This is a genomic window from Allobosea sp. 67-29, from assembly GCF_001898115.1.
GTDB lineage: Bacteria > Pseudomonadota > Alphaproteobacteria > Rhizobiales > Beijerinckiaceae > Allobosea.
Genome location: NZ_MKSQ01000026.1, coordinates 1 through 21712 on the forward strand (window position 1 = coordinate 1; position 21712 = coordinate 21712).

The window sequence follows — 21712 nt, forward strand, 5'->3', positions numbered from 1 at the left end:
GAAGTCGAGATTGATGTTCTTCAGCGCCTTGTGCTCGCCGTAGTAGAAATCGAGGTTCTTCACCGCGATCCGGACGGGGGCCTCGGCATCGAGCGTCTGGGGGGAGAGTTCAAGGGTCGAGAGCATCGACATGGTCCTCAAGGTCGGGCGCGACCGGGTTGGATTCAAGTCTTATTTGCCGCCGGCGACGACGCGCCGGGCAATGATCGAAAGCAGCAGGATGGAGACCGTGATGATCAGCGAGCCGGCCCAGGCGAGCTGCTGCCAGTTCTCGTAGGGCGCGGAGGCGAACTGGTAGATCGTCACCGGCAGGTTGGAGACGCCGCCGGAGAGCGTGGGCGAGAACCAGAAATTGTTGTTCAGCGCCGTGAAGAGCAGCGGCGCCGTCTCGCCGGCGATACGCGCCAGTGCCAGCAGGATGCCCGTGACCATGCCGGCCTTGGCCGCGCGCCAGGTCACGCTGGTGATCACCACCGAAGGCGGCGCGCCGAGCGCGGCCCCGGCCTCGCGCAGCGGACCGGGCACGAGGCTCAGCATGTCCTCGGTGGTGCGCACGATCACGGGGATCGCGATGATCCCGAGCGCGACGCCGCCGGCCCAGCCGGAATAGCCGCGGAAGGGCTCGACCAGGATGACGTAGACGAACAGGCCGATCAGGATCGACGGAGCCGAGAGCAGGATGTCGTTGATGAAGCGGATCAGGTTCGCGAGCTGCGTGCCCCGTCCGTATTCGGCCAGCCAGGTTCCGGCCAGCACGCCGATCGGCGTCGCCACCGCGATGCCGAGGAAGGTCAGCACGAAGGAGCCGACGATGGCGTTGGCGAGGCCGCCGCCCTGCGTGCCGGGGCCGGGGGTCACCGCGGTGAAGGTCGCGAGCGAGAGCCCGCCGATGCCCTTCACCAGCAGCATGCCGAGGATCCAGAACAGCACGAAGATGGCGCAGAAGGTGAAGCCCGTCGCGATGATCTTCATCGCGCGATCGGCCGTGCGACGGGACTGGCGCACGCGGCCCCACGGGATGTGGGAGGTGGCGGCCGGGGTGGAAGCGTTCGTGGTCATGCTCATCTGATCCCAGCCTCAGAACTTCTTGACGCGGGCGACCAGCAGCCGCGCGATGACGAGGACGACGAAGGTGACGAAGAACAGGATGCAGCCCAGCGCGATCAGCGAGTTGAGCTGCAGGCCGAGCGCCTCGTTGAACTCGTTGGCGATGCGCGAGGCGATGGTCGAGCCGGGGTCGAGGATCGAGGCCGAGAGCCGGTTGGCGTTGCCGACGACGAAGGTCACCGCCATCGTCTCGCCGAGCGCGCGGCCGAGCCCCAGCATGATCGCCCCGATGATCGAGACGCCCGCCTGCGGCACCAGCACGTGCCGCACGACCTCCCAGGTCGTGGCGCCGATGCCGTAGGCGCTCTCGCGCAGCACCGAGGGGATCTGCTCGAGCATGTCGCGGGTGATCGAGGCGATGAACGGCACGATCATGAAGGCGAGGATGATGCCGGCCGTGAAGATGCCCAGCCCCGAGGGCGAGCGCGAATACAGGATCGTCCCGACGACCGGTATGCCCTCGACGAGGTTCGAGAGCGGGATCTGCACATAGGCGGCGAAGAGCGGCGCGAAGACAAACAGCCCCCACATGCCGTAGATGATCGAGGGCACCGCGGCGAGCAGTTCGATCGCGGTGGCGACCGGCTTCTTGAACCAGGGCGGCGCGAGCTGGGTCAGGAAGACCGCGATGCCGAGCGAGAGCGGCACGCCGATGACGAGCGCGATCAGCGCCGTCGAAAGCGTGCCGACGATGGCGGGCCAGGCGCCGTACTGCTCGTTCTGGGTGTCCCAGACGCTGGAGGTGATGAAGCCGAGCCCGAACTCGCGGAAGGCCGGCCAGCCGCCGACGATCATCGACAGCATGATGCCGGCGAGCAGGGCGAGGACGAGCAGGGCCGCAAGGAAGCTGGCATTCCGGAAGACGACGTCGAAGGTCGCCTTCGGCGTCCTGCGGGCGACCGGCTTCGGCGCGGCGGGAATGCTGGTCATGTCGGTCACTGCGGTCATCCGCGAGGCTCCGGTAGGAATTGGGCCGAGGCCGTCCGCCGGTCGCCCGGCTTCAATCGGCCTCAGCCCTCATCCTGAGGAGCGGTCCGCGGGAGTGCCTCTCGAGGCCCCGGCGCACTCCGGATCACCCTTCGGGAGGCCGACTGACGGCTCCTCAGGATGAGGGCTTGAACGGTGCGACGAGGCGGGCTCGGCCCGCCTCGTCTTCTTCAGCGGCGGGCGATCAGAAGATCGGCTTGCCGGAGTTGTCGGTCACGCCCTTCCAGGCGGTCCGGATCTCGTCCTTCACATTGCTCGGCAGCGGCACGTAGTCGAGGTCGCTGGCGAGCTTGTCACCGTTCTTGTAGGCCCAGTCGAAGAACTTCAGCGCGGCCTGCACCTCTTCCGGCTTCTCCGGCTTGGCGTGGACCAGGATGAAGGTCGCCGAGGTGATCGGCCAGGCATCCTTGCCCTTCTGGTTGTTGAGCGAGATGCCGAAGCCCGGCTGCTCCTTCCAGTTGGCGTTGGCCGCGGCAGCCTGGAAAGCCTCGATCGTCGGCATCGGGAAGTTGCCGTCGTGGTTCTTGATCAGGGCGTAGGAGAGCTTGTTCTGCTTGGCGTAGGCGTATTCGACATAGCCGATCGAGTTCGCGACCTGCTTGACCGAGGCCGAGACGCCTTCATTGCCCTTGCCGCCGATGCCGACGGGCCACTGCACCGAGGTGTTGTTGCCGATCTTCGACTTCCACTCGGCCGAGACCTTGGAGAGATAGTCGGTGAAGACGAAGGTCGTGCCCGAGCCGTCCGAGCGATAGACCGGGTTGATGTTGGCGTCGGGCAGCTTCAGGTCGCCGTTCAGCGCAACGATCTTGGGGTCGTTCCACTTCTTGATCTCGCCCATGTAGATGCCGGCGAGAACGTCGCCCGAGAGCTTGAGCTTGCCCGGCTCGACACCGGCGATGTTCACGGCCGGAACGACGCCGCCCATCACGGTCGGGAACTGGACGAGGCCGTCCTTGGCCAGGTCCTCACCCTTGAGCGGGGCGTCGGAGGCGCCGAAGGCGACCGTCTTCGCCTTGATCTGGCGGATGCCGCCGCCCGAGCCGATCGACTGGTAGTTGAGGCCGGTGCCGGTCGCCTTCTGATAGGCTTCGGCCCACTTCGAATAGATCGGGAAGGGGAAGGTCGCGCCGGCGCCGGTGATGTCGGCGGCCTGGGCGGAACCGGCGATCCCGGCGGCCACGGCCGCGAGAACGAGAATCTTGCGCATGTGAGATGTCCTCATCTGGTCGCTGTTTGCAGCGCCCCGTCAGAACACCCTCTGTATGACAGCCGCATGACAATTCGTCATGAAAACCGTCACAATGCCCGAAAGCTGTCTTCGTCCGTCAAGGATCAGCCGGCGCCTCGCGCCGCGCCGAAGCGCGGCAGGATGGCCTTGAAGGCGGCCCCCTGCCCCGGCTTGCTCTCGATCATCAGCCGCCCGCGATGCCGCAGCACGATGTGCTTGACGATGGCGAGCCCGAGCCCGGTGCCGCCGGCCTCGCGGCTGGCGGCGGTATCGACCCGGTAGAAGCGTTCGGTCAGGCGCGGCAGATGCTCGGGCGCGATGCCCGGTCCGTCGTCCCGGACGCAGACGCTGGCTTCCCCGTCATGGGCGTCGACGGTGATCGTCACCTCGCCCGCCCGCTTGCCGTACTTGATCGCGTTTTCGACGAGGTTCTCCATCAGCCGCAGCAACTCGTCGCGGTCGCCGGGCACCTGCAGCGGCTCCGACGGGACCTGAAGCTTCAGGGCCACCTCGCGCTCCCGCGCCAGCAGGGCCAGCGAGTCGACGATCTCCCGCGAGATTCCGGCGAGGTCGACCGGCGTGTCGGGCGCGACATGGGCGCGCTGCTCGATGCGCGAAAGCGAGAGCAGGTCGTCGACGAGGCGCGCCATCCGCAGTCCCTGCTCGCGCATGATCCCGAGGAAGCGCTCGCGCGCCCGCTCGTCGTTGCGCGCCGGGCCCTGCAGGGTCTCGACGAAGCCGAGCAGCGAGGCGAGCGGCGTGCGCAACTCGTGGCTGGCATTGGCGACGAAGTCGACGCGCATCCGCTCGATCACGCGCTGTTCGCTGAGGTCCTCGAAGGTGAGCAGGGTCGGGTGCCGTTCGCCCGACCCGGCAAGCGCGGCGATATGGATGCGGAAGGTCCGTTCGACCGGGACCCGCTCGACGAGCTCCAAGGTCTTGCGCTGACCTTCGCCCGCCACCGCCTCGATCGCCTCGATCAGATCCGGGTCGCGCAGCACCAGGGCGAGCAGCTTGCCGCGCTCCAGCCCGGGTATCAGCGCCCGCATCGCAGGGCTGAGCGCCTGTGCCACGCCCAGCTCGTCGAGCAGCACGACGGCGGAGCCCAGTGCCTCGACGAAGCCGCGCGCCGCGGCCATGGAAAAGTCAGCCCTGTCGATCATGGCACGCCCGCAACCACCGGCGGCCGCCGGCAGCGCCTTCCTGCGCATAACCGCGGAGGGCGTCAATTCCCTTCCGCACGACGGCCGGCTAGGGTGGGCCGCGCAACGAGGGACAGGCGATGGCCAAGAAGTTTTCCGGTTCCGAGGTGGGTAACGTCGTCGAGATGCCGGCCGCCAAGGCCACCGAGGCGGCGCAGAAGGACAAGGCCGCCCGCAAGCCGGCCAAGGCGAAAGGCTTCGACATCGAGGCCGCGACCCTGCCGGAATCGATCATCGACGCGGCCTATCACAGCGGCGGCTACCCCTATGGCAAGCGGATGAAGCGCAAGCGCTACAGCCGCGAACTCCAGCCGCTGCAGATCGAGCTGCAGAAGCTGATGCGCTGGGTCCAGAAGGAGGGCGAGCGCATCGTCATCGTCTTCGAGGGACGCGACGGCGCCGGCAAGGGCGGCACGATCTCGCGCTTCACCCAGCATCTCAACCCGCGCCATGCCCGCATCGTCGCGCTGTCGAAGCCCTCGGACACCGAGATGGGCCAATGGTATTTCCAGCGCTACGCCGCCGAGATGCCGACCGCCGGGGAAATGGTTTTCTTCGACCGCTCCTGGTACAACCGCGCCGGAGTCGAGCCCGTGATGGGCTTCTGCACGCCCGCGCAGACCGAGCATTTCCTGCGCGAGGCCCCCGCCTTCGAGGGCATGCTGGCGCGGGACGGCATCCGCCTCATCAAGCTCTTCCTGACCATCGGTCGCGAGATGCAGATGACGCGTCTGCATGCGCGCTGGCACGACCCGCTGAAGCGCTGGAAGCTGTCGCCGATGGACTTCGAGGCGATCCCCCATTTCGACGACTATTCCCGCGCCTTCGACGCCATGCTCGGGCGGACATCGACGGAAGATGCGCCCTGGTTCGTCGTGCGCAGCAACGACAAGCTGCGCGCCCGCCTCAACGCCATTCGCCACGTGCTGCGCGCGATTCCCTACAAGGACAAGGACGAGACCGCGATCGGCGCCCTCGACGACAAGGTCGTCATCTCGGTCGCGCGCTATCTCGACAAGGGCGGCGAGCCGGAAGGCTGAGCACGCGCGCCTCGCCTCACGGCCCCATGATGTGATCGGGCAGCCAGGTCGTCAGCGGCGGCCAGAGCGTGATCGCCGCGAGCACTGCAAGCAATGGCACGAGCCAGGGCAGGATCGCCTTCGACATCGTCTCGAAGGACACGTTGGCGATGCGCGTGACCACGAAGAGCACCACCCCGATCGGCGGATGGATCGTCCCCAGGATCAGGTTCAGGATCATGATGATGCCGAACTGCACCGGGTCGATGCCGAAGCTGTTGGCGGCCGGGACCAGGATCGGGATCAGGATCAGCATCGCCGCCAGCGCCTCCATGAAGCAGCCGACGACCAGCAGGATCAGGTTGCAGACCACGAGGAAGACGAGCGGGTGCGCGATGGTCTCGACGATCATCGGCGTCAGCGTCTGAGGCACGCGCGAGATCGACATGCACCAGCCCAGCGCGCCGGCCGCCATGACCAGCACCGCGACGAGCCCCATCGTCTCGACCGTATCGATCAGGATCGGCCAGAGCTGCCTGACCTCCAGCGTGCGGTAGACGAAGAAGCCGAGGAACAGCGCATAGAGGCATGCGACGGCCGCCGCCTCTGTCGGGGTCACGATGCCGGTGAACATCCCGCCCAGGATGAGCGGCGGCGTCATCAGCGCGAAGAAGCCGTTCAGGAAGCTGCGGCCGATCTCGCGGAAGCCTTTGAAGCCCTCCTTGCGAAAGCCCTGGCGGCGCGCGACGACCATCACCATCGCCATCAGCGACAGCCCCATCAGCACGCCGGGGATGACGCCGCCGATGAACAGCCGGCCGATCGAGACGTCGGCCGTGACCCCGTAGATCACCATCGGCAGCGAGGGCGGGATGATCGGCCCGATCGTCGCCGCCGAGGCCGTGATCGCCGCCGCCGTCTCCGGCCGGTAGCCGGCCTTCTGCATCGCGCGGATCTCGATGGCGCCCGAGCCCGCCGCATCCGCCACCGCCGAGCCGACCATGCCGGCGAAGATCATGCTGGTCAGGATCGAGGCATGGGCATAGCCGCCGCGCAGCCAGCCGATCACCGCCGTGGCGAAGGCGACGATGCGGTCGGTGATGCGCGCGGCCGCGAGGATGTTGCCCATCAGGATGAACAGCGGCGCCGCGACGATCGGGAAGGAGTTCATCGCCTGCGCCATCTTCTGCGGCACGATCGAGGCCGAGAGATCACCCAGCAGCACGAAGGCGAAGGCGGCGAGCCCCATCGAGGCGAAGAGCGGAAAGCCGGCGAGGATCGAGAGCAGCCAGACGGCCGAGATCTTGAAGATCAGCGCGCTCATTCCGCCGGCTCCTGCAGGCTCGCCGCGACGGGCTCGTACGGGGACGTCCGCCAGTTGCGCAGGTTTCCGAGGAACTCCGCGAGGCCCTGCAGCAGCGTGACGACCCCGGCCAGCACCATCGGCGCATAAAGCAGCCCCATCGAGAGCGGCACCGTCGTCGCCTCGAGATCGTAGTTCGACTGCACCAGATGCACCGAGTACCAGGCGACCAGCCCGCCGAAGACGATCATCGCGAGCTGCATCACCGCCTCGGCCGAGCGCCATCCGCGCGCCGGCAGCATGTCGTGGAAGAAGCGGATGCGGATATGGGCGCGCCGCCGGCTGGCGAGAATCCAGCCGGTGACGGCGACCCACAGCATCAGGAAGCGCGAGACCTCGTCGGTCCAGATCAGCGGCTCGCCGAGCGCGCGCGTGACGATGCCGAGCGTCACCGTGACGAGCAGGGCGACCAGTAGAAGGGCCGCGACGACCTCCATCGTCCGGTCGAATAGTCGGGGCCAGATCGTCATGCGGATGCCTTTGCTATCGGGGCGTTGGACACCGCCACCGTCATTCCGGGACCGGCCAGAGACGCAAGTCCGGCGTCGTCATGCTCGCCCTTGCGGCGAGCATCCACGTCATGAACACGCGGTTCGGCCCGAGAAGCCGTGGACGGCCGGGGCAGGCCCGGCTATCCCGGATGGCAAGCCGAGCTGCGGTTCGGGTTCGGTTGAGAACCGCCCGCCTCACAGCGCCTGGATGCGGTCCCAGAGCCCCTTGCCCCACTTGCTCTCGAACTTGGCCGGCACGCTCGCCAGGACCGGCTTGCGGAAGGCCTCGTTGTCCGGCGTGGTCACGGTCATGCCGGCCTTGCCGAGGCTGTCGGCGAGCCCCTTCTCCTGCTCCAGGATCTCGTTGTCCTGCCAGGTCGCCGCCTTGTCCACGGCCGCGACGACGACGTCGCGATCGGCCTGCGGGATCTTCTGCCAGGCGGCCTCGTTCACGATCACGAGGCGCGGCGTGATGATATGCGCCGTCAGCACCAGATATTTCTGCACTTCCGCGAGCTTGGCCGAGGCGATGGTCGGCAGCGGGTTCTCCTGCCCGTCGACCGCGCCCTGCGACAGGGCGAGATAGAGCTCGGAGAAGTTCAGCGGCGTCGGTCGCGCGCCCCAGGCCTCGGCCATGGCGCGGAAGGTGTCGACCTCCGGCACGCGCAGCTTGAAACCCTTCATGTCCTCGACCGAGTTGATCGGCTTCTTGCCGCTGGTGAGGTGGCGCACGCCGTAATAGTTGACGCCGATCATGCGCATGCCGCGCTTCTCGACCAGCGCCTTGTTGAGCTCGTCCATCAGCGGAGACTTCAGCGCCCGCGTCATATGGGCGGCGTCCTTCCAGATATAGGGCGCCTCGATGATCGAGAGCTGCGGCACGAACTGGCCGAGCTGCGCCGCGCCCTCGGTCACCATGGTCAGCGCGCCGCTGGCGACGGACTCGACCATGTCCCGCGAGGAGCCGAGCTGGCCGTTGGGGAAGGACTGGATCTCGATGCGCCCGCCGGTCTTCTCCTTGACCTCGGCGGCGGCCTTGAGCGCGCTTTGCGGCGAGGGGTGGGCGGCTGGCTGCCCGTCCGCCCAGCGCAGCACGACGGCCTGCGCCCGTGCGATCGCCGGCATGAAAACGGCAGCCCCTGCCGCGGCGGAGCCATGGAGAAAGTCTCGCTTGGTCAATCTGGTCATGGTCGTCTGCTCCCTTGAGGCCGGTTCTCCGGCTCGTCGTCATGTTGCGGTGCGTGATGGTAGCTTCAGCGCGAAGTTAATGCCAATGCCTCTCGATAATATTGCGTCTCAGTATTGCATCGCCCGCGCCCTGGCGTTGCCGATATGAGCCGCCATCGCTGCGCCCGCGCGCTCGGGGTCGCGGGTCTCGATCGCCGCGATGATGGCGAGGTGGTCCTGCATCACCGGCACGATGATGCTGTTGTGGATGCGCGTCTCATATTGCCGGATCAGCCGGATCTTGAGCCAGGTGACGCGGAAGGCCTGGCTCACGATGTCGTTGTCGAGATGATCGATGATCGCCTCGTGCATCAGCCGGTCGATGTCCTCGGCATCCTCGATCAGCGTCTCGTCGCCGCCGGCCTCGGCCCGCGCGATGATCGCCTCGTGGCGCGCCCTCTGCTCGGCGATCTCGGCGTCGCTCGCGTTCTGCGCGTAGAGCGCCGTCGCCTCCTTCTCGAGGAAAAGCCGGAACTGGAAGGCGTTGCGGATCAGGTTGAGGTCGACATGGGCAACCTGCATGCCCCGCTGCGGCACGGTCTTGATCAGCCCCTCCGCTTCCAGCCGCGGCACGAGCTCGCGGATCGCGCCCAGCGGAAAGCCCGTCATCGCGACAAGCTCGCGCTGGGTCACGAACTGGCCGGGCTTGATCTCGCGCGCCAGCAGCCGCTCGGTGAAGGAAGCATAGGCGCGCTCCCTCAGCTTCAGCGGCTCGCCCTCCCGCGGTTCCTGCTCCGGCTGGCTCACAATTCCTCCTCCAGGCCGCCCCGCTCAGGCAGCCTTCGCCTGTGTGATCGAATCGAAAGCGGCAAAGAGCCGCTTCCGGGTCGCCTCGTCCAGCGCCTCGAGCGGCGGGCGCATCGCGCCGTAGCCGGCATCGCCGTGGACATGGCCGGTCAGCGCCTTCACCGCTGCGAGCACCGGATAGGAGCAGATCTCGTCGACCAGCGCGTTCACCACCGGGCTGTCCTTCCCCTCGTACACCATCGGGCGCAGCAGCGCCGGCACCAGGTTCGCGACGCCGCAGATCGTGCCCTGCGCGCCATTGCGTACGGCCCTGGCGAGCTGCCTCTCGTCGCCGACGAGGATCGCAAGCTCGCCATGCGCCTTCAGCAGCGCCTCGGTGTTGGCGTAGTCGCCCGAGGAATCCTTCACGCCGGCGATCAAGCCCGGGAAGGCCGTCTTCAACCGCTGCACCAGCCCGACGCTGATCTCGACCGCCGTCACTGACGGGATATGGTAGAGGATGATGTTGCGGGCCGAGCTGCCGAGCTTCTCGAGGAACTGCGAGAACCAGGCATAGAGTCCCTCGTCGCCGACCCCCTTGAAGTAGAAGGGCGGCGCGACGAGCAGCCCCTTGGCTCCGGCATCGAGCGCGAGCCGCGACTGCTCGATCGCCTCATGCATCGAGGCGGCCGCGATGCCGGCATGGATCCGCGTCGCCGGATCGATCCCGGCGCCGATCAGCGCCCCCATCATCGCGGTCCGCGCCGGCAGGCCAAGCGCCGCACCCTCGCCGGTCGTGCCGAACAGGGTGACGGAATCGCAGCCCTGCGCCAGCACATGGCGCGCGTGACGGACGAGACGCGGCAGGTCGACGCCGCCGCCCTCCCGCATCGGGGTGGTGATCGCGCAGGAGAGGCCGAAGCGGGTCTTGTCGGAGGCCATGGGATGAGCTTTCAGGGCTGAATGTTGACTGACATGTTAGGATGAAGACAGTACCGCCTGCAAGCGGTCCTTAGGACTCTGCTAGCCGTCCTTGAGGCCTCCGGCGGAGAGGCCAGCGACGATCTGGCGCTGCGCGATGACGGTGACGAGGAGCACGGGCAGCGTCACCAGCAGCGCCGCGGCAGCAAGCGGCCCCCAGGAGATCTGCTCGAAGGTCAGCGAATTGTAGACGGCCGAAGGCAGCGTGCGGCTCGCCTTGCCGCCGAGCACCACCGAGAAGATGAAGTTGTTCCAGGAGAAGATGAAGGCGAGAATGCCGCCGACCACGATGCCCGGCTTCGCCAGCGGCAGCGCGACATGGCGGAAGGCCTGCCAGGTCGTGGCGCCGTCGATGCGCGAGGCATCCTCCAGCTCCATCGGCACGTTTTCGAAATACCCGATCATGATCCAGACGATGATCGGGATGGTGATGACGAGATGGGTGATGACCAGCGCGGTAATGGAGCCGACCAGCCCGGTGATCTGGAAGAGCAGGAAGAGCGGGATGAGATAGGACAGGGCCGGCGTCATCCGCGCGATCAGGATCAGGATCGCGAACTTATGCGCCTTGCCGCGCGCGATGCCGTAGCCGGCCGGCACGCCGACGAGAAGCCCGATCAGCACCGCCCCGCCGGTGACGAGGATCGAGTTCCAGAGATAGAGCCCGAAATTGTTCTGCGCGAAGACGTCGACATAGTTCTTCAGCGTCGGCGGGTTGGGGATGAAGACCGGCGGGAAGGCGGTGTTGTCGAGTTCGTTCTTGAGCGACAGCGAGATCATCCAGAGGAAGACCAGCACCGCCGGCGAGACCAGCACGAAGACCGAGGCCCAGAAGCCGGCTTTCTTGAGCACGCGGTTCATCACGCGTTCCACTTCGACTTCTGCCGGGCATAGAGCAGCAGCAGCGAGAGCATGATGATGATGACGAAGAAGATCACCACCACGGCCGAGGCGTAGCCGATCTTGTAGAACTGGAAGGCCTGCAGATAGAGGAAGATGTTCAGCGTTTCCGACGCCGTTCCCGGCCCGCCCTGCGTGATCACGAAGATCGTGTCGAACGCCTTCAGCGCATCGATGGTGCGGATCACGATCGCCACCATGATGAAGGGCCAGACCAGCGGCAGCGTGATGTGCCGGAACATGTGCCAGTCGTTCGCGCCGTCGATCAGCGCGGACTCGTAGGGTTCTCGCGGCAGCCCGGCCAATCCGCCCAGCACGATCAGCATGACCAGCGGCGTCCAGTGCCAGACCTCGACCATGACCAGCGTCGGGATCACCGTCGCCGGATCGTAGACCCAGCCCTGCGGCGGAATCCCGACCAGAGAAAGAAGGTAGTTCAACACCCCGAGCTGCGGGTGGAACATCATGGTCCAGACCAGCGCCACCGCGACCGGCGTCGCCATCATCGGCATGACGAAGACCGTGCGCAGCAGGCCCCGGAACGGGAATTCGCGATGGAAGACCAGCGCCGCCGCGGTGCCGAACAGGATGGGCAGCACCACTGCCAGCACCGTGAAATAGGCGGTGTGGCCGATCGCCTCGACGAAGCGCTCGTCCTTCGCCAGCGCGGCGAAATTGCTGAGTCCGACAGATTCGGCGCCGCCGCCGATCTTCCAGTCCTGCGTCGACATGAACAGGGTGAACAGCCAGGGGAAGACGATCACCGCCGCGATCACCAGCACCGCGGGCAGCGAGAACAACCAGTAGCGCGGCGTGAAATCCGCCGAGGCCGCAGCGGTGCTGGCGGGCGTCGTATCGGCAATGCCGGCTGGCAGGGACGTGCTGGTCATGCGTCTGGAACCGTCATGCCCGGGCTTGGGCCGCAAGCATGTCTTCGAAGCTGCGCTGGGGTGGCGTCATGGCCGGGCCGAGCCGGGCCATGACGCCTGATGGTCTCAGCCCTGCTCGCTCTTGGCGAGCACCGGCGCGAAGGTCTCGGTCGCCTTCTTCAGCTCGGCCGCGACATCCGCGCCGCCGATCATGTTGGTCAGCGCCACGCCGAAGACATCGCGGAACTCGGTCACCGGCACGATCTGCGGCAGCCCGGCCCGCGCGATCTTGGCCGAGTTCAGCAGGCAGTCGAAATACTGCTTGCCGAACTTGGAGGCCTGGATCGTCGCGGTATCGAGATAGGCCGAGGAACGACCGGGCGCGCCGGCGCCGCTCTTCAGCATCGCGAGCTGGTTCTTCTTGTTGGTCATGAACTGGAGGTAGAGCCAGGCCGCCTCCTTCTTGGAGGAGCCGCGCGAGATGCCCATGCCGTCGGCGAACATCGCCGCGTGATGCGCCTTCGGCCCCGGCGGCGTGACGCCGTAGCCGACCTTGCCGACGATGCGCGACTTGGACGGGTCCTCCAGCGGCGTGGCGAAGCCGACGCCGTCGAGCCACATCGCGGCGCGCCCCTGCATGAAGGTGGTCTGGCACTCGTTCCAGTTGAAGCCGACGGAGCCGACCGGCCCGGTCTCCTTGTTCAGCTTCTTGTAGAGTTCGCCGGCCCAGATCGCCTCCGGCGTGTCGGTCTGCAGCTTGCCTTCGGGCGAGGTCGTCTCCATGCCCTGGCCGAGCATCAGCGCGGTCCAGACCGGGACATTCGCGTTCTTCAGGCCGCGCGAGACGAAGCCGGCGACGCCCTTGGCGGGATCGTGCAGCTTCTGCGCCGCGGTGAACATCTCGTCCATCGTCTTGGGATAGGCGACGCCCTTCGCGTCGAAGAGCTCCTTGTTGTAGTAGACGATCCAGTAATCGACGAAGAACGGGATCGTATCGAGCGAGCCGTCGGCCTGGCGCGCATAGGCGACCGGGCCCGCGCCGAAATCGGCGAAGTCGAAGTCCGGCGAGGTCAGCGACGCGTTCTTGATGTAGGGCTCGAGGTTCTCGAACCACTTGCCCTTGGCCGCCATGCGCTTCTGCACGTGCAGCGAGATGCCGCTGACGTCGAAGGAGGGCTTGCCCGAGGCGAACTCGATCACAGCCTTCTGACGCTGCTGCTGCTCCGGCACCTGCTCGGAGGAGACCTTGATGCCGGTCATCTCGGTGAATTCCTTCTCCGCCTGCTGCATCAGGTCGGAGCGCGGGTTCTTGACCAGCAGCACGTCGATCGACTGGCCGGAAAACTTCTTCCAGTCGAACGCCCCTTGCGCCTGCGCCTTGCGCAGCACCAGCGGCGAGGCGAGCGCGGCGGCCGCGCCGCCCAGAAGGACGCGGCGGGTCGGCTTGAGAAGATGATCGGTCATCGGCGTCCTCCCCAGGACTCTTGCACCATGGTCGTGCCGCCCTTTGCGGGCTCGGCTTCGCGGGCCGCTCGGATGCGGCGCTTCCGCCACCCGCGACCGGGCTCGACGCTAATCCGCTTTCGGGCCGGTTGCAAGCTAACATGTTGGCGTGCACATAGTGCGGCACCAGATGCCGACCGGCACCGATCCTGCCGTTGGGAGACGCCCGTGCAGAGCCAGCCCCGCATCGATTCCCACCAGCACTTCTGGCGGCTCTCCCGCGGCGATTACGGCTGGCTCACCCCGGCGCTCGGCCCCATACACCGCGACTTCGAACCCGCCGACCTCGCCCCGCATCTCACCGAGCACGACATCGCCGCCACCATCCTCGTCCAGGCCGCCCCGACCGAGGCGGAGACGCGCTTCCTGCTCGATATCGCGGCCCGTACCCCCTTCGTCGCCGGGGTGGTCGGCTGGGCCGATTTCGAGGCTCCCGACGCCCCGGCCCGGATCGCCGCGCTGGCGGTCGACCCGCTGCTCGTCGGCCTGCGGCCCATGGTCCAGGACATTCCCGATCCGCACTGGCTCGCCCGGCCGGAGCTCGCCCCCGCCTTCGCCGCCCTGAACGAGCACGGCCTGGTCTTCGACGCGCTGGTGAAGCCGCCGCAAATCCCGGCCCTGCTCGCCCTGCTCGCGCGCGAGACGCAGCTTCCCGTCGTCATCGACCACGGCGCCAAGCCCGACCTCACCAAGCCCGACCTCACCGGCGCCGATCTCGCCGAGTGGCGCGACGGCATCGCGGCGCTGGCGGCGCGGCCGAACACGGCCTGCAAGCTCTCCGGCCTCGTCACCGAAGCCGGACCGGACTGGAGCGACGCAACGCTCGCGCCGGCTGTCGCCCATCTCGTCGCCTGCTTCGGGCCTGAGCGCCTGCTCTGGGGCAGCGACTGGCCGGTCGCGACGCTGCGCGCCGCCTATGGCGACTGGCACGCCGCCGCCCGGCGCCTGACCGCGACGCTGACCGAGCCCGAGCGCGCCGCGCTCTTCGGCGGCAATGCGGCGCGCCTCTACCTGGCGAAACGTGGCCGAAATCCGGCGAATCCCGTCAGCGGCGGTTCATCTTCCCGGTCCTAGCCTCTCTCCTGCTGCCCGACCGCCCGGAATGACCCGCCCGGCCGCAGCGGCACCGACAGGCATCCCTTCGCGGGAGGATCTCACATGACACGGACCAGATTCGCGCTTGCCGCCGGCTTCCTCGCGCTCGCCGGCGGGTTCACGATGCAGGCCTCGACGCCGGCGCTCGCGCTGACGATGAAGGAGTGCAGCAGCAAGTACCAGGCGGCCAAGACCGGCAACACGCTGAACGGCCAGTCCTGGAACGATTTCCGCAAGGCCCAGTGCGGCGACGGCACCGCCGCTGCCGCGACCTCCGCCGCCGGCGCGCCCGCCGCCGCGAACCCGCTGAAGCCCGCCGCCGCGACCGCCGCCGCCCCCGCGGCGCCGAAGCCCGCCGCGCCGCGCACGGCCGCGCCCGCCGGCAACGCGGTGTTCCCGAGCAAGGTCGACCCGAAATACTCGCAGCTCTCGGCCGGCAAGCAGCGCTTCAAGACCTGCGACGACCAGTACAACGCCAACAAGGCCACCAACGGCAATGGCGGCCTGAAATGGATCCAGAAGGGCGGCGGCTACTACAGCCAGTGCAACGCCCATCTGAAGGGCGCCTGAGCGCCTCTGCGCCCAGCGCGCGGGGCGCCGGCCCGCCCGGCCGTCCCGCGCCCGCCTCGCCTCGGCGCCCCCTGTCGTCAGGCGCCCTTGGCGATGGCCTGCTTCAGCCGCGCGACGGCCTCCGCCGCGCCGGCCCTGACTTGCACGTCGGCGCTCTCGCCCTCGCGCTCGACCAGCGCGATCAGCGCCTCCGGCGTGATCGCCTCCCGCGCCGCGGTGAGCTTCAGCACGGCATTGGCGAGGATGTTCGGCCAGAACGCCGCCCCGCCCTTGGCCAGCCCCTTGGCCTTGCGGCCCTCGAATTCGCGGGCGAGCTGTTCGGGGGTCTTCTTGGCCATGGTCGCGTCACCTCCAAAGCAATTCCGGCAAGACTGCGAAGCGGCTTTGCGCCCGGAACCGCGTCAAAACAAAAGGCTGGAGCCTGACGGCGAACCCGGTTCGCCGGACAGGCTCAAGCGGAACGAGCCGCTGCCTATCACGAAACGCCGGACCCTGCCTGCCGTTTCGCTCCGCCCCGGCGGCCGGACCGCCGAGCGGGAGGCGGCTGCCCGGCGTCATGGCCGGACTTGTCCCGACCGTCCCCGTCTTCGTCCGTCGCGCAGCGTCGTGTTCAGGAGACGGATGCTCCCTCGGGGGCGAGCATGACGGCGAGGTCCGCGCACGCGCCTTCGCCCGCCCGCGCCGGGGCGCGTTCGGCTGTCATGAGGGGCAGCGGAGCGCCGCGAGGCGCGAGGTGTATAGGCCGCGTCCATTGAGCCAGGATGCGGCGCGGAGGGATTGAGCCACCCTCCGCACGCCCCGTGGCGCTCCGCCTGCCGGCGTTCTTAAGTCTTCGGGCCGCGCTTATACGGCTGGGCCGGTCGGGAGCTGCGGGTCCGGGCGCCAGTTCCCCTCATCGGGTTGTCGCGCCCTCGCTTACGCAATCCGTCACGGCCGAGCCTTCCAGCGAGCTCCTCGCACAGGGATCGTAATGTCCCCAGGGCGGTGCCCCGAAGCCTCCCGGGAGTGGGTCGTAACCCCACCCGCAGGCGCCGCCCCCGCCCCCACCAACGGCATACCTCCGGATGGCTGCCCCTCGGGGACGAGGTGCGGCGATCATAGGCGCAGCGGAAGGAGCGGGGATAAGTTTTCCGGACGGGCGGCGGGGACCACTGATCCACCCGAAATGTTGCGCGTACAATAAGAAATCGCCTCTCCAAGTAACTCCGTTTCGAGTGGAAAATTAAAAATCGACATTTCGACACTTATCGCAGCCGATTCACATCATCGCAATCTTACAAAAACGCTTTAGATATCTTATTGAACAAATCTTGAAAATCAATCATATCTTTTTCTAAAACGGATGTACTCTTAAATTCTTCAAGAAGACATTTCTTTATATGGCTTTTAGCGGAATTCCGCTCCTTCGTTTCCTGAGATTGGAGAGCCATAACATGCATGTACTCGTTCGAATAAACCTGTTTCATTATATTAGCAGGAAGAAGTCCTTCGATGCACTGACAGCCTGCGGCAGGCTTGCCTACGGCAATGAAATCCCGTCCCTCCACCAAGCCAATCCTCTCGAGAGATGGCTTTATCTCATGGCGCGCATCTAGATCGAACGTGATAAATACGCGCCCAAATCTATTTATCATAAACTGAAGAAGAGACGTATTTTTAAGTGCATCCTTGCCACCATACGGAACTATCTCTACTCCATCTGGTATTTTGTATAGCTTTGGAAATTTTCCTTTAATAGTCTCGAAATAAACTCTATCGATATCGCCTTCGACTAAAACAGCCTTACTGCTATTAGAAGAAAAAATACCTTTCCAGCTTTCAAATTCACTAGGTATAATTCCAAGATTTTCAGCAAATGGCAGCATCCAATCTTTCCCAGATGTATCTATTATTGTAGTATCTCTCAAAGAATTTCTAAATACCTTACGTTCAAGAAGAATATTCGCCGACGGGTCATTTTGATTCAACATGTAGGGACTGTGAGTAGTTGCTATAATTTGAATCTCTAATTCTTCAGCAAGTCCATTCAAAACCTGGCCGAACTCAGCCTGCGCGGACGGATGAAGAAAGCTCTCAGGCTCCTCGACGATAAAAACCGGCGTGGACCTGTCCTTTGGGTTCACAGACGATCTGATTCTAATTGCATCCAAAACAGACATTAAAACTCTCGTTCGATTCTGCGTACCTGCGCCCCAATCATTTAGAGGAACTTCGACATTTTTATCTGTAAGCTTTACCTCAAGAGGAAATCTCGATGACCTACCGCTATCAATAGAGCTTAACTCTACCTGGTATTTTTCGTTCAATTTTCCCAAAAGTTTTTCTAATTCCTCCTTCTGCTGCTTTGTCGCTTTCTTCACGCGCGTCTGCAGCCCTTTTTCGGCCTCGGCAATTTTCTGCCTATCTTCAGGCGAAAAATATGCATCCAGAACTTCTTTGTAAGTTCCACCGAGGTAATACAATTGCCGCGACGGCTGAGTGGAATTATGAACTATAAGATTTGAGGTAGATCTAAATTTTTTAAGAATCTCACTGGATTCTTGTTGACCGAGAGCGTTTCCATCGACAAGACAAACCGTTTTTTCACCGCCGTCTTTCGAAAAAATACTCGTTAATTTGACGCCGACGTGCTTATCGATCAGTTTTCTAGTATTATATGTATCAACCACAAAGAAAACTTCCGAATCGTCATCTCTGTCAATCTCTACGGAAATTGAAACCTCAATATCGTCTCCCGCGACCCATTGCGTAGCATCCTTCGCAAAGGTTATGCCATTACCAAATAACAGGCGATCTTCATTTCTATCCCTCAAGAAAAACTCTATTATTCTAATAACAGCCGATTTTCCGGCATTATTCTTTCCAGAGATCGCACAATAATTCCTTTTGAAATCGAGACTAAAGTCAGCCAAAGTTCTAAAATTCTTTGCCTCGATGGAACATATCTTCATAAAATTCACTCCCCAGCGGTCTTCGAAAATACGAAACGACAGGAATCGACGCAACCCAAACTTGCATCTCACTGTGGCTAAGTTGTTGATTAAATTTGCTCTCAACATGCGATGCAGCGTCGCCGCGCTTGACTCCCCCCGCCCTCCCATCCTACCCCCATCGACGGGACACGCCCCCCCAACGGGGCGCGCCCATCTGTAAGGATGGAGACATCGATGGCGAACACCGTACCGACCACGCGTCCGCGCGTGCCTAATTTCTCGTCCGGCCCCTGCGCCAAGCGCCCCGGCTGGGCCCTCAAGAACCTCTCCGACGCACCGCTCGGCCGCTCGCATCGCGCCAAGATCGGCAAGGACAAGCTCAAGCGCGCGATCGACCTGACGCGCGAGGTGCTGCAGGTCCCCGCCGATTACCGCATCGGCATCGTGCCGGCCTCCGATACCGGCGCCGTCGAGATGGCGCTCTGGAGTTTGTTGGGCGCCCGCGGCGTCGACATGGTGAGCTGGGAGAGTTTTGGCGCCGGCTGGGTCACCGATGTCGTCAAGCAGCTCAAGCTCGCGGATGTCCGCACCTTCGAGGCACCCTATGGCGAATTGCCGAACCTCAGGAAGGTCGACACCAAGAACCGCGACGTCGTCTTCACCTGGAACGGCACCACCTCGGGCGTGCGCGTCATCGACGCGAGCTGGATCGCCGACGATCGCGAGGGGCTGACCATCTGCGACGCCACCTCCGCCGCCTTCGCCCAGCGCCTCGACTGGCCCAAGCTCGATGTCGTCACCTTCTCCTGGCAGAAGGTGCTCGGCGGCGAGGCCGCGCATGGCATGATCGTGCTCTCGCCCCGCGCCGTCGCCCGGCTCGAAAGCTACAAGCCGGCCTGGCCGCTGCCGAAGATCTTTCGCATGACCTCGGGCGGCAAGCTGATCGAGGGCATCTTCACCGGCGAGACCATCAACACCCCCTCCATGCTCGCGGTCGAGGACTATATCGACGCGCTGGAATGGGCGCAGAAGGTCGGCGGTCTCGACGGGCTGGTGAAGCGCGCCGACGGCAATGCCCGCGTCATCGCCAAGTTCGTGCGCGAGAACGACTGGATCGACTTTTTGGCCGTGAAGCCGAAGACGCGCTCCAACACATCAGTGTGCCTGAAGTTCACCGACCCGACTGTGACCGCCCTGCCGGCGGACGCACAGGCGGCCTTCGCCAAGCAGGTCGTCTCGATCATCGAGAAGGCCGGCGCCGGCTACGATCTCGGCCACTACCGCGACGCCCCTCCCGGCCTGCGCGTCTGGTGCGGCGCGACCGTCCAGTCGCGCGACCTCAAGGCGCTCATGCCCTGGATCGCCTATGCTTTCGCCGAGGCCAAGGCAGGGCTCGGCAAGAAGGCGGCGTAAGCGCCTAGCCCTGTCATTCCGGGGCGCGGGCCTTGGCCCGCGAACCCGGAACCCGCGACCGGGGCAGTCCCGTCATTGCGAGGAGCGCAAGCTCCGAAGCAATCCAGGGCGCCGTAGAGCGCTGCCGCCCCCGGATCGCTTCGCTCCGCTCGCAATGACGGCAACCCGCATCCCGTTTTCTCAGCGCAGAGCGCCTTAGCGCCGCGCCTTCCGGAGCCATCCTATGACAGCCCCAAAGGTCCTGATTTCCGACGCCCTCTCCCCCGCCGCCGTGCAGATCTTCAAGGATCGCGGCATCGACGTGACCTTCGATCCTGCGCTGGGCAAGGACAAGGACAGGCTCGCCGCCGTGATCGGCGACTATGACGGCCTCGCCATCCGCTCGGCGACCAAGGTCACCGCCAAGCTGCTCGGCGAGGCGAAGAACCTCAAGGTCATCGGCCGCGCCGGCATCGGCGTCGACAATGTCGAGATCCCCGCCGCGACCGCGCGCGGCGTGATCGTGATGAACACGCCCTTCGGCAACTCGATCACCACCGCCGAGCACGCCATCGCCATGATGTTCGCGCTCGCCCGGCAGATCCCCGCCGCCGACACCTCCACCCAGGCCGGGAAGTGGGAGAAGAACCGCTTCATGGGCGTCGAGATCACGGCCAAGACGCTCGGCCTGATCGGCGCCGGCAATATCGGCTCGATCGTCGCCGAGCGCGCCATCGGCCTGAAGATGCGCGTCATCGCCTATGACCCCTATCTCTCGCCGGAACGGGCGGTGGCGCTGGGCGTCGAGAAGGTCGAGCTCGACGACCTGCTGAAGCGCGCCGACTTCATCACGCTGCACGTCCCGATGACGGCGATGACGAAGAACATCCTCTCGGCCGAGAATCTGGCGAAGACGAAGAAGGGCGTGCGGATCGTCAACTGCGCCCGCGGCGGCCTCGTCGACGAGCAGGCGCTGGCCGATCTGATCAAGTCCGGCCATGTCGCGGGTGCCGCCTTCGACGTGTTCTCGGTCGAGCCGGCGGAATCGAACCCGCTGTTTGGACTGGAAAACGTGGTCTGCACGCCGCATCTCGGCGCCTCCACCAACGAGGCGCAGGAGAATGTCGCGCTGCAGGTCGCCGAGCAGATGAGCGACTACCTGCTGAAGGGCGCCATCACCAACGCAGTCAACTTCCCCTCGATCACGGCGGAAGAAGCGCCGCGCGTGAAGCCCTTCGTCGATCTCGCCGAGAAGCTCGGCTCCTTCCTCGGCCAGCTCACCGAGGCCCCGGTCAAGGGCATCCGCATCGAGTACGAGGGCGCGGTCGCTGCCCTCAACCTCAAGGCGATCTCGGCTGCCGCGATCACCGGCGTGCTCAGGCCCTTCCTGCCCGAGATCAACATGGTCAATTCGGCCATGGTGGCGAAGGAGAAGGGCATCGTCGTCGAGGAACTGACCCGCGAGGTCGCCGGCAATCTCGAAAGCGTCATCCGCATCGTCGTCGAGGCCGAGGACATGCCGCGCCACGCCTCCGGCACGGTGTTCCAGGACGGCAAGCCGCGCATCGTCGAGATCCGCGACATCGCGGTGGATGCCGAGTTCGCGCCGCACATGCTCTATGTCCGCAACGCCGACAAGCCGGGCTTCATCGGCCAGTTCGGCTCGCTGCTCGGCGAGGCCGGCGTCAATGTCGCGACCTTCGCGCTCGGCCGCGACAAGCCGGGCGGCGACGCGATCTGCTACGTCTCGGTCGACGAGCCGATCTCGGACGAACTGCTCGACAGGATCCACGAGATCCCGATGGTCAAGCGCGCCCGGCGGCTGAAGTTCTGACCGTGCTCGGCCCGCTGAAGGCTCTCGTCGCCGCGCCCGCCGGGGCGGCGGAGCCGATCCGCTTCGAGGTCCGCCGCGACGAGGCGGCGGGCCTCTGGTACGCCATGGATACCGGCGAGCTCGGCATCGTCACCGAGGCCGAGACGCTGGAGGCGCTGCGCGAGCGGCTGAAGCAGCTCCTGCCGGAATGCTTCGGCATCGAGGGCTGCCCGGTCGAGCTGGAGCTCTGCGATGCGGAGAATGGCGAGCCGGCCTGAGGGCTGCCGCAACCTCGCCGCAATA

20 protein-coding genes are annotated in these 21712 nt (G+C 65.4%); 6 read left to right on the forward strand and 14 right to left on the reverse strand.

The features are described 5' to 3' along the window. Nucleotides 1–171: 171 nt before the first annotated feature. From pstA to BGO20_RS19085, 4 genes are all read right to left on the reverse strand, one after another. Nucleotides 172–1065, reverse strand: coding sequence for a phosphate ABC transporter permease PstA (pstA, locus tag BGO20_RS19070; protein ID WP_440141773.1), 894 nt, complete (start codon nt 1063–1065; stop codon nt 172–174). A 12-nt stretch (nt 1066–1077) separates the two neighbouring features. Then, on the reverse strand, nt 1078–2055 hold the full coding sequence (gene pstC / locus BGO20_RS19075; protein ID WP_291664206.1) for a phosphate ABC transporter permease subunit PstC: 978 nt from the start codon (nt 2053–2055) through the stop codon (nt 1078–1080). Between the two features lie 223 nt (nt 2056–2278). Beyond that, on the reverse strand, nt 2279–3304 hold the full coding sequence (pstS, locus tag BGO20_RS19080; protein WP_291664205.1) for a phosphate ABC transporter substrate-binding protein PstS: 1026 nt from the start codon (nt 3302–3304) through the stop codon (nt 2279–2281). Between the two features lie 125 nt (nt 3305–3429). After that, the gene (locus BGO20_RS19085) at nt 3430–4488 is read right to left on the reverse strand and encodes an ATP-binding protein (RefSeq protein WP_291664204.1); all 1059 of its coding nucleotides are present in this window, start codon (nt 4486–4488) and stop codon (nt 3430–3432) included. A gap of 119 nt (nt 4489–4607) precedes the next feature. Here BGO20_RS19085 and ppk2 point away from each other — a divergent pair, with 119 nt between their 5' ends. Further along, entirely contained in the window at nt 4608–5567 is a 960-nt protein-coding gene (ppk2, locus tag BGO20_RS19090; protein WP_291664203.1) for a polyphosphate kinase 2, read from the forward strand. Nucleotides 5568–5583: 16 nt separating this feature from the next. On the opposite strand, the gene BGO20_RS19095 is transcribed toward ppk2, so the two are convergent. The 8 genes from BGO20_RS19095 to BGO20_RS19130 form a co-directional block, all read right to left on the reverse strand. Beyond that, the gene (locus BGO20_RS19095) at nt 5584–6870 is read right to left on the reverse strand and encodes a TRAP transporter large permease (protein WP_291664202.1); all 1287 of its coding nucleotides are present in this window, start codon (nt 6868–6870) and stop codon (nt 5584–5586) included. Continuing rightward, complete coding sequence (locus BGO20_RS19100; RefSeq protein WP_291664201.1) at nt 6867–7379, reverse strand: TRAP transporter small permease; 513 nt, start codon at nt 7377–7379, stop codon at nt 6867–6869. The genes BGO20_RS19095 and BGO20_RS19100 overlap by 4 nt, the downstream gene beginning before the upstream one ends. Nucleotides 7380–7595: 216 nt before the next feature. Next, complete coding sequence (locus BGO20_RS19105) at nt 7596–8588, reverse strand: sialic acid TRAP transporter substrate-binding protein SiaP (RefSeq protein WP_291664200.1); 993 nt, start codon at nt 8586–8588, stop codon at nt 7596–7598. A gap of 108 nt (nt 8589–8696) precedes the next feature. Beyond that, nucleotides 8697–9374, reverse strand: coding sequence for a GntR family transcriptional regulator (locus BGO20_RS19110; protein ID WP_291664199.1), 678 nt, complete (start codon nt 9372–9374; stop codon nt 8697–8699). Between the two features lie 24 nt (nt 9375–9398). After that, entirely contained in the window at nt 9399–10295 is an 897-nt protein-coding gene (locus BGO20_RS19115; RefSeq protein ID WP_291664198.1) for a dihydrodipicolinate synthase family protein, read from the reverse strand. 81 nt (nt 10296–10376) lie between these two features. Beyond that, nucleotides 10377–11195 (reverse strand): carbohydrate ABC transporter permease, encoded by an 819-nt coding sequence (locus BGO20_RS19120; protein WP_291664197.1) that lies wholly within the window; start codon nt 11193–11195, stop codon nt 10377–10379. Next, complete coding sequence (locus BGO20_RS19125) at nt 11195–12124, reverse strand: carbohydrate ABC transporter permease (protein WP_291664196.1); 930 nt, start codon at nt 12122–12124, stop codon at nt 11195–11197. The genes BGO20_RS19120 and BGO20_RS19125 overlap by 1 nt, the downstream gene beginning before the upstream one ends. A gap of 105 nt (nt 12125–12229) precedes the next feature. Further along, entirely contained in the window at nt 12230–13567 is a 1338-nt protein-coding gene (locus BGO20_RS19130) for an ABC transporter substrate-binding protein (protein ID WP_291664195.1), read from the reverse strand. Between the two features lie 207 nt (nt 13568–13774). Between BGO20_RS19130 and BGO20_RS19135 the strand changes: the two genes are divergently transcribed. After that, nucleotides 13775–14680 carry an amidohydrolase family protein gene (locus BGO20_RS19135; RefSeq protein WP_291664194.1) on the forward strand — a complete coding sequence of 302 codons (906 nt, stop codon included), beginning with the start codon at nt 13775–13777 and terminating at the stop codon, nt 14678–14680. A gap of 84 nt (nt 14681–14764) precedes the next feature. Next, nucleotides 14765–15271, forward strand: coding sequence for a hypothetical protein (locus BGO20_RS19140; protein ID WP_465246058.1), 507 nt, complete (start codon nt 14765–14767; stop codon nt 15269–15271). 77 nt (nt 15272–15348) lie between these two features. On the opposite strand, the gene BGO20_RS19145 is transcribed toward BGO20_RS19140, so the two are convergent. After that, on the reverse strand, nt 15349–15609 hold the full coding sequence (locus tag BGO20_RS19145; protein ID WP_291664193.1) for a hypothetical protein: 261 nt from the start codon (nt 15607–15609) through the stop codon (nt 15349–15351). 936 nt (nt 15610–16545) lie between these two features. Further along, on the reverse strand, nt 16546–18222 hold the full coding sequence (locus BGO20_RS19150; RefSeq protein WP_291659068.1) for an ATP-dependent nuclease: 1677 nt from the start codon (nt 18220–18222) through the stop codon (nt 16546–16548). A gap of 216 nt (nt 18223–18438) precedes the next feature. Between BGO20_RS19150 and BGO20_RS19155 the strand changes: the two genes are divergently transcribed. From BGO20_RS19155 to BGO20_RS19165, 3 genes are all read left to right on the forward strand, one after another. After that, nucleotides 18439–19617: a phosphoserine transaminase gene (locus tag BGO20_RS19155; protein ID WP_291659069.1), complete on the forward strand. Its 1179-nt coding sequence runs from the start codon at nt 18439–18441 to the stop codon at nt 19615–19617. Between the two features lie 223 nt (nt 19618–19840). Beyond that, nucleotides 19841–21430, forward strand: a complete 1590-nt coding sequence (serA, locus tag BGO20_RS19160; protein WP_291659070.1) for a phosphoglycerate dehydrogenase — start codon at nt 19841–19843, stop codon at nt 21428–21430. 2 nt (nt 21431–21432) lie between these two features. Then, complete coding sequence (locus tag BGO20_RS19165; RefSeq protein WP_291659071.1) at nt 21433–21687, forward strand: DUF1902 domain-containing protein; 255 nt, start codon at nt 21433–21435, stop codon at nt 21685–21687. Nucleotides 21688–21712 lie beyond the last annotated feature (25 nt).